Below are 14434 nucleotides of genomic sequence, written 5' to 3'. Positions count from 1 at the left end.
TTAAGCTCTACAACTTCCTATTTTTCCTAAAGCATTAATTTTTTCTACTCTTTGAGTATGTCTTCCACCTTCAAATTCTGCTTTATCCCAAGCTTTTATAATTGCTTCAATTATACCTTCTCCACTAACTCTTTCTCCTAAACATATTATGTTAGCATCGTTATGTTTTCTAGCCATTCTTGCACTATATTCATTATGACATAAAGCTGCTCTTATTCCATCAAATTTATTTGCAGCCATACTCATTCCAAGACCTGAACCACAAATTAAAATTCCCATTGAGCCAATATCTTCTAAAACTTTTTTACAAACTTTAGAGGCATAATCTGGATAATCAACTCTATCTTTATTATATGGACCTAAATCTTCAACTTCGTGCCCTCTTTGTTCAAATAAATCTTTAACAAAAGCTTTTATCTCTATTCCTGCATGATCTGCTGCTATATAATATTTCATTTAGTAAATTCCCTCTTCATGTTTAAACTCTTTTGCTGTATCTATCTCTTTTTCTAAACTTTCAACTGTTCTAAAAACTCTATCCCATCTAATTTTATAATCACTATCCCAAGAAAAATAGATAAACCAAGGAGTTCCAACTATATATTTATATGGAACACTCCCCCAAAATCTTGAGTCATTAGAGTGGTCTCTATTATCTCCCATCATAAATGTTTCATCTTCAGGAATGATAATTGGGTGCATATCAAATAGCTCTTTAGGATTTGCTGTATCTCTTGTAACATTTGGGTCATTGTGAATTCCTTTATGCTCTTTTGAGTAAGGATTTACAACATAAAGTTTTCCATCAAATTCAATAGTTTCATAATCTTTAAAGTTCTCTTTTACAAACTCATTTCCTTCATTTGGATGAAGATATAAAATTTTATCTTTTAATGCAACTATATCCCCACCAACTGCAACAGCTCTTTTTACATAATGAATATCAGGATTATGTGGATATCTAAATACTACAATATCTCCTCTTTTTGGTCTTTCTCCTTCAATTAAATGCCCATTATTATTAAAATCAGGTAAAACTTTTACTTCAATCCATGGGATTGTTGGAGTTGGTATTCCATAAGAGAATTTTTTAACAAAAAGCATATCTCCAATTAAAAGTGTATTTTTCATACTTCCACTAGGAATTACAAAAGCTTGAGCTATGAAAAATATAATTCCTAAAACAATTACAATTGTCCCAGTCCATGATGATGACCAATTATAAATCTTTTTTAACATCTATTTTATTTCTCTTTTTTCTCTTAATTTTGCTGCTTTTATTGTATTTTTAAGTAACATTGCTATTGTCATTGGTCCAACTCCACCTGGAACAGGAGTTAAATATGAGCATCTATTTTTTAAACCTTCAAAATCTGCATCACCTACAAGTTTTCCAGTATCAAGTCTATTTATACCAACATCAATTACAATTGCACCATCTTTTACCATATCCTCTTTTAGTAAATATGGAACTCCAACAGCAATTACAACTATATCAGCTTTTAAAGTGTGAGATTTTAAATCTTTTGTTCTACTATTGCATACAGTAACTGTTGCTTTTTTATTGATAAGCAGTGAAGCCATAGGTTTTCCTACAATATCACTACTTCCAATAACTACAACATTTTTACCACTTACTTCAATATCGTGTTCTTCAAACATTCTCATAACACCAAAAGGAGTTGCTGGAATAAATGAATCAAGATTTGAAACTAATCTTCCTACATTATATGGATGAAAACCATCAACATCTTTTAGTGGATTTATTGCTTCTAAAACAGTTGTTGTATCTATATGTTTTGGTAGAGGAAGTTGTACTAAAATACCATCTAGTTTTGGATTGTTATTCATCAAATCAATAGTTTGCAATAACTCATCTTGAGTTATACTATCTGGCATTTCATGAACAACAGAGTAAATCCCAGCATCTTTACAAGCTTTTGCTTTACTTGCTACATAAGTTGCACTTGCTGCATCATTTCCTACAAGAATAACTGCAAGTCCAGGAGTTATATTTTTATCTTTTACGATTTGTTCAACTTCTACTTTTACCTCTTCTTTTATCTTAGCAGATAGTGCTTTTCCATCTAGTAATATCATGTTTTCGCCTTAATTTCATTTAAAATTTAGCTTAGATTTTATCTAAAATTGCATTAATTATCAAAAATATAAAATTATTTATGCTATTAACCTAATATTTAGTAAATTTTTCATATAATCCGCGTTCAATTTCAAATTAAAATAAAGGATTACAATGTTAGAGGGTATCGTAAGAGATAGTATAACTAAACCAGCTGTTAAAGCACTAAGAAAAGATGGATATTTAATTGCAAATATCTATGGAAAAGGGCTAGAGAATATCTCTGCTGCATTCAAAAGAAATGAGTTTATTAAATTTTTAAAAAATAAAACTACTGTTGCTTTTGATATTAGTGTTGCTGGAAAAACTTTAAAAGTAGTTGTTCAAGAGTACCAAAAATGTCCTATTACTTCAGATTTATTACATGTTGATTTAATGGTAGCACAAGCAGGTGTTAGAGCTTCTTATAAAATTCCAGTTGTTGCAACAGGAAGTGCAAAAGGTCTTAAAAATAAAGGTCTTTTAATGGTTCATACAAGAAGAATTCCAGTTAAATGTACAATTGAAAACTTACCAAATAATATTACAATTGATGTTACAGATTTAGATACTGGTGATAACGTTTTATTAAGAGATTTAACACTTCCAGAAGGTGTTGATTGTTATTTAGACCCAAGAGTACCAATTGTTGGTGTAATTAAAGCTAAATAATTAAAGCATATGTATTTAATTGTTGGTCTTGGAAATATTGGTGAAAAATATCAAAATACAAGACACAATATTGGATTTTTAGTTATAGATTATATAACTAAAAATCTAAACACTACAAATATAAATAATCCAAATTTCCAATCTACTCTTTTAAAATCAGGATATAATCTATTTTCTAAGCCAATTACATATATGAATAACTCTGGTATTGCAGTTTATAATGTTAAAGAGTATTACAAAATTGATTTAGAAAATATTATTATTATTCACGATGATTTAGATTTACCTTTTGGTGTTGTTAAGTTTAAAATTGGTGGAGGACATGGTGGACATAATGGTTTAAAATCATTAGACTCTCATATAACAAAGGAGTATATAAGAGTTCGTGTTGGGATTGGTAAGCCAAAGGATAAAGAAGATGTTGCAAATTATGTCTTGAGTAACTTTTCAAAAGAAGAACAAGATGAGTTATATGATAGAATTATTCCACATATTGCTAAATCAATTGAGGCTTTAAAAGAGTTGGATATTGATGAAGTGAAATCTAAATATACATTGAAGTAAATATGAGTACATTATCAAAATATCTATTGGAAAAATATCTTAAGAATTTTGTTATAGTTTTAATCTCTTTAGAGATTTTTTTTGTAGGAATAGATTATTTACAAAATTTTAAAAATATTCCAGAATCTGCAAATTTACAGCTTTTATATATTTTATACAATGCTTTTTTTACTCTAACTTTAGCTCTTCCACTATCTATTGTTTTTGCTTGGATTGTAACTTTAGTAGTTTTTATTAAAAATAATGAATTTGTAGCATTTAATGCTTTGGGTGCTTCAAGAAAAGATATCTTATCACCAATAGTTTTTAGTGCATTAACTTTAATTTTTACTTTAATTACACTTCAAACAACACCTTTAGCATACTCTTATGACCAAAAAAAGAAGATTTTGGATAATGAGTATTTCTCAAGTACAAAAAATGATATTTTCTTAAAATTTGATGACTATTTTGTATATTTTAAAAAACTTTTACCTCTTGAACAAAAAGCAGAAGATGTCCATGTTTTTAAGATAAAAGATAATGAGTTAGTTGAAACTATAATAGCAAAAACTGGAAAGTTCAAAGATGATAAGTGGGAAATAAATGATGTTAAAATCGTACAAAAACCTTCAATTATTGATATAAATAACTCGAAATTAGATATAGGTTATATTGATAGTTTAACTATTTTAGAAGGGTTTAAACCAAAGATTTTAAATAATGTTTATGAAAATAAATCTGAATACTCTTTATTTGATGCAATTTCTGCTTGGATGATATTAAGTAAGCAGGAGATAAATACGCAAAAGATAAGAAGTATAATTTATAATCAACTTTTTATTCCATTTTTTATTTTTCCTATACTTTTTTTAATTTATGCTTACTCTTCACTAAATAGTAGATTTTTTAATTTAGGAAAGTTTGTTTCATCTTCAGTTTTTGGAACTTTAGTAGTTTGGGGAGTCTTTTTTATGCTTTATAAACTTACAAATTCTGGAGCAATCATTCCTGAATTATCTATAATATTACCACTATTTATGTGGTTTTTATTTTCTACATACTTTTATTTTAAAAAATTAAGAGCATAAAATATGGTAAATGTTAAATCTTACGGAATTGTTTTATATAAGGTTTCTAAAAAAGATATTAAAATTCTACTTTGCTTAGGTGTTGCAAGTGGTGATAAATGGGGATGCCTAAAAGGTAGTAAAGATAAAGATGAGAGTGCATATATGTGTGCTAAAAGAGAGTTCTTTGAAGAATCTTCTATAAATGTTGATATTGCACTTTTTGAAGAGTATTTTGAACAAATAAATCTAGAAAAAAATGTAGGAATTTGGCTTGTAAATGCTTCAAATATAGATAATTTGGATAAATATTTTGAAAAAGATAGATTAAAACCAGAGTATTTATCTTGGGAAAATTGTGAAGTTAGATTTTTCTCTATAAATAAGCTTCCAAAAATAAAATCTAAACAAAAAGTTTTAATAAAAGATATTAAGGATTTTTTGAAAAGTAAGAGTCTCTATCATTGACAATTTTTGCTTAATTAAAAAGAAATAGGGCCGATATTTTTTTCTTATAGTTTAAGTAATGAACTTTTATCTTTATATTTTAAGAAAGCTTCAATATCTTTACAATCTTTTTTTAAAGTTTTATATTCTTCTTCCTATTGTTTTATTAAGGTATCAAGAGTATGTAATTGAGATAGTGTAGGATATTGATCTGTCAACCCTAAAACATACTCAGAAATAAATATTCCTAAGCAGCAATTTCTTTTTGTAACAATTTTTGTTTTTCTTCAAACTCTACTGGTGATAAATTATTATTTGCACTATGACTTCTCTCTCTATTATAAAATACTTCTATATATTCAAATATTGATCTTTTTGCTTGTTCTTTTGTATGATAAATTTCATGATGAATTAATTCAGTTTTTAATGTATGGAAAAAACTCTCTGCTACTGCATTATCATGACAATTTCCTTTTCGACTCATACTTTGAATTATTCCATGTCTTTTTAATAAATCTTTATGTTCATAAGAAGTATATTGACTCCCTCTATCTGTATGCCAAATTAATCCTTTATCAGGATTTCTTGAAATAAGAGCCATCTTTAAAGCATCATTTACAAGTGAAACTTTCATTGTTTCATCCATACTCCAACCAACAATTTTTCTTGAATATAAATCAATTACAGTTGCAAGATACAACCATCCTTCACTTGTTGGAATATAAGTTATATCACCTACATATTTTTCATCTACTTTTGAAGCATAAAAATCTCTATTTAAAATATTTGGAGCTATTGGTAAATTATGATTTGAATCTGTTGTCATTACTTTAAATCTTCGTTTCATTTTTACAAACAATCCCAATTGTTTTAAAATATCTCTAATTCGTCTTCTTGAAACTATTACACCATATCTTTCAAGAAGTTTATTTTTGATTCTTCTTGTGCCATATGTTTGCCTTGATTGAAGAAATATAATCTCTATTAGTTCATTGAGTTTCTCATCAACTTTTTGAATTAGACTGCCATTTTTGACCCAATTGTAATAGCTACTTTTATCAACTTTAAAAACTTTACACATAAGTTTTATATTGAAACTCTTTTTATGCTCCTTTATCCAAGCATACTTTATAGAGTTTCTTTTGCAAAGTATGCTGTTGCCTTTTTTAGAATATCTCTTTCTTGTTTGAGTAATTTATTCTCTGCTCGTAGTTGTTTGAGTTCTACAAGTAATTCTTGTTGTGAAGATTTAGATTGATTTTTAGTTTCATCAATAGGAGTTGTTATATTGTTCTCTTTTTTATAAACTTTAATCCAATTATAAATTGTTTTATCATTTATTCCAAGATCTTTCGCAATTTGCATTGCAGACTTTTCACTATTCAAAATTAATTGTACAGTTTCATCCCTAAACTCTTTAGTATATTTACTATTTCTCATTTTTTCTACTTCTTTCATACTTATTATTTTAACTTAGATGTTTTTAAATCTCTAAGTATGTCTTAGTGTAGCCGGATCAGTTTGTAGAGAAATCTTATTTTCAAAGATTAATACTTCATTTTAGCTTTCTCTTTCCAAAGTTCATCTGTCCAAGTAACATCTTTTTTCCACTTTACTTTTTGTATATACTCTTTTTGCTCTTGTGTTAAAGCTCCTGTATAATCATTTAAATGACAAACTAAAGAACCAATATTACAAACTTTTTCTAAATAATCAAATATATCTTTATTTATCTCTATACCATCTATTTGTATCCAATTTAATGGTTCTGAAACTCTAACATCTAGTAAAGCTTTATTTGGCTCTTCTTTTTTCCTATTTACTTCTGTATATAACTCTTCTCTTAGTGCATAATATATATTTTTATCTCCATTCGGCAAATCATAACAAGTATTATCTATTCCACCCCATTTATGGCATTTATGACTTCTTAGTTTATCAAGATTGTTTTTATATATTTCTGGTACAGATTTCAATTTTAAATCATTTACTCCACCAATATAAAAAGATAAATTCCACCTAAAATGTAGTTCACTTTTTTTTGGATAGTGTACTAGATGATTTTCTGGCATTTTTGCATAGTAATATTTATATGTTGTTTGTGAGTTGAATATTTCTGAAATATTATTTTCACAAGCTCTTTGTATTTTTCTTTTTTTATTATGTTCTTCACGCTCTATCTCTCGCAATCTTGCTTCCTCTTTTTTTACTTTTCTATACTCTGCATCTAATTTTTTATCATCTTTTATTCTATTATATGCCTCTATTTCCTCTTCTGTAACTGGATCAATTTTATATAATGGTATATATTCCCCACACTCACTATAATTAGGTTCCATACCTAAAGGATTCCTTCCTATTTTCCAGTAAGAAGTATATGGAAATTCAGGATAAGCTTCTTGTATCTCTTTATTTTTTTGATTATCTGTTGGTTCAAATTGAAAAACAGCATAATCTGTATGATTTTCACCTGCAATAACAACTAAATGTCCACCATTTTCTTTATTATATCTTAGTGGCTCAACATAAGTTGTATATGTATAATCATTACTCTTTGTTTTTAAATCAAAGCTTGAAGATGAACAAGCTGTAAATAAACCTAAAGTTAAAATTGCTAATATATATTTTTTCATTCTTTATCCTATATTTGAACTTTCGTTTTCTAAAACATCTGCATTTGAGTAAAATATCTCTGCATCTAGTTTATCTACAACATCTTTTTGAATTTCTGTTGTATAGTATATTCTATGATATCTCTTATTTTCAATTCTTGGACTCATTCCAAATGAACTATAGAAAGAACGATGTACATATTTATCTTGAAAATCATTACTTTGTTTTATAAACTCTTCTAATTCATATCTATCTTGAAATATCTCTAAAAGTTCATCCATCACTTCTTTATATATATCTTTATAATATAAATCACTATCTATTAAATTATAAAAATAGTACTTATCTTTTAAAAGCTGTTTTTTATTTTCAATATCTTTCTCTTTTTTTATTTTTTCAGAATAACTTAAATTATTAGAATTATCATTTATTGATAATAGAGATTTCTCTTGATTTAAATTACTTATTTGATAATCTATATATTTATGAGATAAATATGCTTGTATCTCTCTTAGTCTTTTATGGGCTACTTTTAGATTTGGATAGATTTTATATTGGTTATCAAAATAGTCTATGTATTCTGTAACTTCTTTATTCGCTTTTAAATTATCAGGTAAATCATTTAAAGGAACTTCTACTTTTTTGCACTTGCTATGCATTATCTCTAAATAATATTTAGAAAGTTCATTATTAGATACATTATGTTCAAATTTAGCTTCAGGATAACCACCTCCTATATCAGAGTGTGCTCCTAAAAATACAAGCTCTTCAAACTTATCTTTAATGAATTCTGTTGGGTAATCTTCTTTATTATTAGATATTAAATGTGCTGGAAAATTCTCTCTAAATTCATCATCTGCTAAAAAATGATTTACTTTATCTATTATGAAACTTGGTTTTATATGTAAATTAAATCCTATATTTATATCATTTCCTGGCTTTCCAAATGAAGCAACTGTATCAAAGATATTTAGAGTTTTTACTCTTATCTTTGCAGGATTATAATAAAACTCTTTATTATAATCTACACCATGCTCTTTTATAACATTTACAAAATGTCTTGTAAGTGCAGCTCCTCTTGAAAATCCAAATATATCAAACTCTAGGTTTATTGGATAGTATCCTATACCTTCTTTTTCTAAATATTTATTAAAGTAAACTTCTATTGCAATATTTATATAATAAAGCATCCCTTGTACTCTTTCAATTCCTCCACTTCCAAATGCTCCACCTGTAAACAAATCTTTAGACTCTGTACTTGATATTGAACCAACACCTCTTACATAAGCACACATTGTTTGTGGAAATTTTTCTTCATTTGTGATATTTACTTTTGGTCTATTAGCATTATCAATTCCATATCTTTTTCTATACTCTTCATCCTCTTTTTGTTGCTTTTTACTAGTTTCTATAAGCTGATTTGGGTATATTTCAAAAAGTTTTCTTACATTTGATAAAGAATTCTCTGTTAAGCTTTTATTACTTATATCATTTCCTGTTCCATCAAAAAATATTCCTATTCTTAGATTACCTTTTGCTAGGTTATGATTTATCTTCATTATTATTGCTTCATCATACTCTCTTATTCCATCTCCATCTAAATCTATCCAAGCTACAATATAGTTTACTTTTCTTATATTCTCTTGTTCTACTAATTCCTCTATCTTAAATTTATATTCCACTCTATCATTTTGTGCTTCTATATCTTCTTTTATAACCTTTTTATAACTACTATCTTCAGATATTGTTAGCTCTTTATTCTTATCTACATTCTTAGTAGCTTTTTTTAGTTCAATATCTTCAAAACTTTTATTTTCCAAATCTTCTATTTTAAGTTTAGTTCCGTGATATTCTTCAAGCATTATTAGTTCTAATTTTAGTTTTTCTCCATTTTTTATACCTAAAGTTTGTGCTTTTATAGTTAGATTTTCATTTACAAAATACTCTCTCATTATCACTCATCTCCTTGTGGTTCTAAACTAAATAAACTTTTTAATATTTCTGCATCATTAGCCACTACCCCACTATAAGGACTATTACTATTGTAGTTTGAAGTATGAAAATGTACTCCACTACTATTTATTGAAAGTGAATGGTTTCCACATCTTAATACCACTTCATTATAAGCATCTAGGTCTAGTTCTTCTTTTGCTTCGTATTTAACATGATTTGATGTTATATGAAGACTATTACTTATTTCCAATCCATAATCTTCTAATATCTCTAGGTATAGGTTTTGCAAAAACTTATCTTGTTTATTTTTTTCTACATAAGTATGTAGTATATTTTTTATTGTAGTTGTTATATTTTCTTCTACAAAGATATTTAGATTATCTTTTACTAAAATATTAAAATCTTTATTAGCATAGATATTATAATCTTTATTTACAGTTGTTATTTTCTCTTCTTCTACAGTTTGTATTAGGTTTTTATTTACATTTATTGTATAGTCTGATTTTACATTTAAGTTTGAGTTATTATTTACATCTTCTTTTTTATCATTCTCTATTAGATTACTTTGATTATGTTTAACTATTTTTGTCTCATCATTTAGTATTAGAGTATTCATATCTTTTTGAGCTTTTATATTTAACTCTTCATTTCCTTGTTTATCTTCAAAGAGTATTTCATTATATCCTTCCTCATTTTCATATTGAGGAGTTGTATATGTTCTTATATAGCTTTTTGTTTTATTAGCTGGGAGTGGGTAAGGTATTTTATTCTCACCATTATACAAAGTTCCTATTATTATTGGGCAATCTGGGTTACCATTTACAAAGCTTACTATTACTTCACTATTTACTCTTGGAATAAATTGTGAGCCATAATTATTTCCACTAGATAGATTTGATACTCTTAAGTAACAAGAGGTTGTTTTATTTCTTTCAAAATGAAACAGAACTCTTACTCTTCCTTCTTCATCTACATCTATACTATTTTGATTTTGGTTTATTGGTGAGTTATTTACATCTTGAGAGCTTACTATTGCTGTTTGTACTCCATATATCTTTGGTTTTTTTATTGTAACTTTGGGTTTATATATTATATCTTTTGGGATTGCTTTAAACTCTACACTATATTGCATATTTGAGTTTATATCTTTTATATCATTTAGTTTTGAATACTCTTCTAAGGCATTTGGAAAGTATGCTTTATAGTTTACTTCTATTATTATTACATCTTCTTCTTTATTCTCTTTTTCACTTACTATTAAGGCATTTAAACTATCTTTTACTATTAATTCATTTGAAACTGCTTCTATTATATTTGATTGACTATACTCTTTATTTGTATCTATATTTGTGTATCTATTTAAATCTTCATACAAGCTTTCATTTAACAAGTTTAGTTTATCTCTAAAGCTCTCTTTTTCTATATCATTTCTTAATTGTTTACTACTTGCATTATCTTTTATCTTACTACTAGTTACTACCTTTGTTTTCTCTATTTTATACTCTTGGCTTGGATTATTCTTATCATAGTAATCTTCTATATGTTTACTTGCTTTAAACTCTATTTTATGATTATATGTACACAATATCTTACTATCTATTTTCTCTACATAATCATTTAATTCACACAATACTATTTTAAAGCTACTATTATCATCTTCTTTAAATATTAAAGAGTATCCCTCTTCTTCACAAAGCATTAAGATAAACTCTAAATCACTTTGATTATATTGGGTTGTATAATCTTTTATTGGATATTTTATATTATCTACTCTTATCTCTAATGAAATATTTAATAAGGCTCTATATCTTGTTACTATTTTATTTATAATATCTGTTGCACTTAGACTATGATATATCTCATATTTATTATTTAATCCCAAATAGTATATTGGATGTACCACTTCTATTTTATACATATATTTATTTGATACTATACTATCTTCACTAGCTTTATAAATCTTTCCAAAGATTGTTTTACAAGATTTTAAATTTACTAAATCCTCTAAAACTATCTCTACATCTGTATCTACTATATCTTCTACTTCTATTCTTTCATTACTTATAAAGGTTATCTCATATTCATATACTTTATTTACTCCACTTTTCCCTTCTAAATTATAGATTGAATAATTCCCATCTGTATTCCCATATAAATCATTACTTTTATAGTTTAAAAGTTTTAACCTTCCTTTTATCTCTTGAATCTCTTTTTGATTATTCATTATCGTATCTTTGATATCTTTTATTTGATCTTTTAGAAAATTTAGATTTTGCATATGTTACTCTTAGTTTGGATTATGATTTAATGATTCAAATTAGAAAATTAAATAACTAAAAATATTAGTATAAGATAATTTATAAAGATATTAAAATTTGGGTTTTCTTTTATATTTTATTAAAAAATTAAGGATTTTTTGAAAAGTAAGAGTCTATACCATTAGCAATCCCATTTGCTAAAAGTTGTTGATACTCTTTTTCATATAGTCTACGGCTCTCTTCAGAATGGGATATAAATCCTAATTCTATTAATATTGATGGCATTTGAGCACCTACTAGAACCCAAAATGGACCCTCTTTTACTCCTGTATCTTTTACATCCTTATATTTTGTTCTAGCTGATTGTAAAAGTCCAGCTTGTACATCTATTGCAAATTTATGTGAGGCTGTTATTCTAGGACGATTAAGGCTTTCTAAAAATGCACTTTTGGAACTCTCATTCATCTCCCTAATATCATCTTTATTCTCTAAAGCAGCCACTTTTTTTGCTCTTTCACTTCTTGCTGGGCTTAGAAAAAATGTTTCAATACCACTTGTATTATTTGCTTTTTCTTTTGGCATAGAGTTTGTATGAATAGAGAGAAATAGGTCTGCATTTTTTTCATTTGCTAGAATTGTTCTATCCATAACTTTTATAAATACATCTGTTGATCTTGTAAGATATACAGTATATCCTCTTTGTTTTAGAATACCGTATAGATATTTTGCAACTTCAAGATTTATTACTTTTTCATATCTTTTATTTGGACCAACAGCTCCAACATCACTTCCTCCATGTCCAGCATCAATTACAATAGTTCTTTTTTTTGATATGGTAGTTGTATTTTTTAAAGCAGGCTCTTTTTCTACAACTTCTTTTATTTTTGTATCTGTTTTTTCTTTAACTTTCTCTACAGTTTTCTCTTTTTCTATAGGTTCTTTTTTTACTTCTTCTTTCTTTTGCTCTACATTATTTTGAGGAAGAGTTTCTTTTTTAGAAATAGAATCACTTTCAGCCATAATTATTAATTCATCAGTTTTTAACATAAATGATATTTTTGGTTTTGAACTATTTTCTATTTTTATTATTGTCTTATTATTTGTATCTAAAGTTGTAATTTTATCAATTCCATCAATATCTATTTTTGTTGGATTTGTATATTTATATTTTCCATTTATTTCAAAAGTATATTCATAGATATTCTCTTTTTTTACTCCTTTATGGTTTAAAAAGCTTTTATCTATATTTTGGTTGAACTTTACAATAATTTTATTATCATTTTTAGATATCTGTTTTATTAAATTTTCATTATCTATATTTGAGTTATTTTTTGTCTCTTCTATTTTTGAGGTTTGATTTGTAGCAATTTGTGGTTTTTTTGTTGGAGTATTTAATTTTTTTTCAGGCTCTTTTTTTGTTAAAACTTTTGAAGTAGTTACTTTTGTCTGTTTCTCTTCTAAAATTCTTAATTTTGCTTCATCAGGAGTTGTGTCTTTTTTGAGTTTTTTCCCTAAATCAATAACTTTTTTTAAATCAGAAATTTTTTGATTATCATCTTTTTTTAAAGATGATTTCAAAAACTCTATTTTTGCATCTCTATATTGCTCCTCTAAAGTTGCTGCAAAGCAGAGATTAAAAAAAAGGAAAACTCCTAAAAGAACTTTTAAAATAATTATTCTCCCTTAGTTAATTTTTCCATTAACTCTTTTACAGAGATTATTTTATCTATTTTATATCCATTTGAACCAGAGAAAAATAGTCCTGTTTCAACATCACCTTTGTATGCAGCACCCAATCTATCAGCTATACAATATCCTACAATTTTTGCTTCATGCCCACGATTACAAGGGGATACACAGTTTGAAATACATTGAACTTTTGGTGCAGTATGATTTTCTATCGCAAATTGAAGATTTGTTTTAACTCCTCTTGCAGGTAGTCCAACAGGAGATTTCATTAAAATAATATCTTCCTCTTTTGCATTTAATAAAACATCTTTGAAGTTTTTATCTGCATCACATTCAAATGTTCCAATAAATCTTGTAGCCATTTGAACTCCAGCACAACCAAGAGCTAAGAACTTATCTATATCTTTTTTATCCCAAATCCCACCAGCTGCAATAATTGGAATATCTCCCCAGTTTTTTGCCTCTTCAATTACAGGAGGAACGATATTTTCTAATTGAAACTCTTCTTTAAAACAGTCTTCATATTTGAAACCTTGATGACCACCACTTAATGGACCTTCAACAATTACTGCATCAGGAATTTTGTTATATCTTTGCCATTTTTTACAAATCAGTTTTAAAGCCCTTGCACTTGAAACAATAGGAACTAATGCAACATTGGGAAAATCTTTTGTAAACTCTGGCATATTTGTAGGGATTCCAGCTCCTGTAATAATTATATTTGCACCAGCTTCACAAGCATCTTTTACAACTCTTCCATAATCATTGATTGCATATAAAATATTACAAGCTAGAGGTAGTTTTCCACATATTTTTCTTGCATTTTCAAAAATTTCTTTTAAAGCACCTTTGCTATAAAAATTTAAAACTTCTTTAGGTTTGTCTTTTTTCATAATAATATTTGTTTTTGGGCTTAGTTTTTTATAATACCCTGTTCCAACAGCTGAAACTACTCCTAAACCACCTTCTAGACTAACATGCCCAGCTAATTGATCCCAGCTTATTCCAACACCCATACCACCTTGAATAATTGGGTGCTTTATCTCATATTTTCCTATTTTCACAACTAG

The 14434-nt window shown here is 26.9% G+C and carries 13 protein-coding genes; 4 read left to right on the top strand and 9 right to left on the bottom strand.

Annotated elements, in window-relative coordinates:
• Genes rpiB through folD form a run of 3 tightly spaced genes read right to left on the bottom strand, consistent with a single transcriptional unit; the run spans position 1 to position 2100 of the window.
• Complete coding sequence (gene rpiB / locus AFAEC_RS07875) at positions 1–456, bottom strand: ribose 5-phosphate isomerase B (protein WP_026805294.1); 456 nt, start codon at positions 454–456, stop codon at positions 1–3.
• Positions 457–1239 carry a signal peptidase I gene (gene lepB, locus AFAEC_RS07870; RefSeq protein ID WP_026805295.1) on the bottom strand — a complete coding sequence of 261 codons (783 nt, stop codon included), beginning with the start codon at positions 1237–1239 and terminating at the stop codon, positions 457–459.
• Complete coding sequence (gene folD, locus AFAEC_RS07865; protein WP_026805296.1) at positions 1240–2100, bottom strand: bifunctional methylenetetrahydrofolate dehydrogenase/methenyltetrahydrofolate cyclohydrolase FolD; 861 nt, start codon at positions 2098–2100, stop codon at positions 1240–1242.
• 154 nt (positions 2101–2254) lie between these two features.
• Between folD and AFAEC_RS07860 the strand changes: the two genes are divergently transcribed.
• Genes AFAEC_RS07860 through AFAEC_RS07845 form a run of 4 tightly spaced genes read left to right on the top strand, consistent with a single transcriptional unit; the run spans position 2255 to position 4872 of the window.
• The gene (locus AFAEC_RS07860) at positions 2255–2791 is read left to right on the top strand and encodes a 50S ribosomal protein L25/general stress protein Ctc (protein ID WP_026805297.1); all 537 of its coding nucleotides are present in this window, start codon (positions 2255–2257) and stop codon (positions 2789–2791) included.
• A gap of 9 nt (positions 2792–2800) precedes the next feature.
• A complete protein-coding gene (pth, locus tag AFAEC_RS07855; protein WP_026805298.1) occupies positions 2801–3355 on the top strand; it encodes an aminoacyl-tRNA hydrolase in 555 nt (184 codons plus the stop codon).
• Positions 3356–3357: 2 nt separating this feature from the next.
• Positions 3358–4425, top strand: a complete 1068-nt coding sequence (locus AFAEC_RS07850; RefSeq protein ID WP_026805299.1) for an LptF/LptG family permease — start codon at positions 3358–3360, stop codon at positions 4423–4425.
• Between the two features lie 3 nt (positions 4426–4428).
• The gene (locus AFAEC_RS07845) at positions 4429–4872 is read left to right on the top strand and encodes an NUDIX domain-containing protein (RefSeq protein ID WP_026805300.1); all 444 of its coding nucleotides are present in this window, start codon (positions 4429–4431) and stop codon (positions 4870–4872) included.
• A gap of 226 nt (positions 4873–5098) precedes the next feature.
• Here AFAEC_RS07845 and AFAEC_RS07840 read toward each other — a convergent pair.
• The 6 genes from AFAEC_RS07840 to AFAEC_RS07815 all read right to left on the bottom strand — a co-directional run bounded on the left by AFAEC_RS07840 (position 5099) and on the right by AFAEC_RS07815 (position 14428).
• Positions 5099–6291, bottom strand: a protein-coding gene (locus AFAEC_RS07840; RefSeq protein WP_119173158.1) for an IS3 family transposase whose coding sequence is annotated in 2 segments (ribosomal slippage) — positions 5099–6006 and positions 6006–6291 — 1194 coding nt in all. Because the reading frame shifts where the segments join, the coding sequence is not laid out codon by codon here.
• 107 nt (positions 6292–6398) lie between these two features.
• Entirely contained in the window at positions 6399–7484 is a 1086-nt protein-coding gene (locus tag AFAEC_RS07835; protein ID WP_026805303.1) for a hypothetical protein, read from the bottom strand.
• A gap of 3 nt (positions 7485–7487) precedes the next feature.
• A complete protein-coding gene (locus AFAEC_RS07830) occupies positions 7488–9416 on the bottom strand; it encodes a T6SS phospholipase effector Tle1-like catalytic domain-containing protein (protein ID WP_026805304.1) in 1929 nt (642 codons plus the stop codon).
• 2 nt (positions 9417–9418) lie between these two features.
• Positions 9419–11695 carry a type VI secretion system Vgr family protein gene (locus tag AFAEC_RS07825; protein ID WP_172658639.1) on the bottom strand — a complete coding sequence of 759 codons (2277 nt, stop codon included), beginning with the start codon at positions 11693–11695 and terminating at the stop codon, positions 9419–9421.
• Between the two features lie 127 nt (positions 11696–11822).
• Complete coding sequence (locus AFAEC_RS12240; protein WP_225442368.1) at positions 11823–13253, bottom strand: N-acetylmuramoyl-L-alanine amidase family protein; 1431 nt, start codon at positions 13251–13253, stop codon at positions 11823–11825.
• Positions 13254–13348: 95 nt separating this feature from the next.
• On the bottom strand, positions 13349–14428 hold the full coding sequence (locus AFAEC_RS07815) for a nitronate monooxygenase (RefSeq protein WP_026805306.1): 1080 nt from the start codon (positions 14426–14428) through the stop codon (positions 13349–13351).
• Positions 14429–14434 lie beyond the last annotated feature (6 nt).

The organism is Aliarcobacter faecis (assembly GCF_013201705.1).
GTDB classification, from domain to species: domain Bacteria; phylum Campylobacterota; class Campylobacteria; order Campylobacterales; family Arcobacteraceae; genus Aliarcobacter; species Aliarcobacter faecis.
The sequence above is the reverse complement of the archived record's forward strand: the minus strand, read 5'-3'. Positions and strand labels throughout refer to the sequence as shown.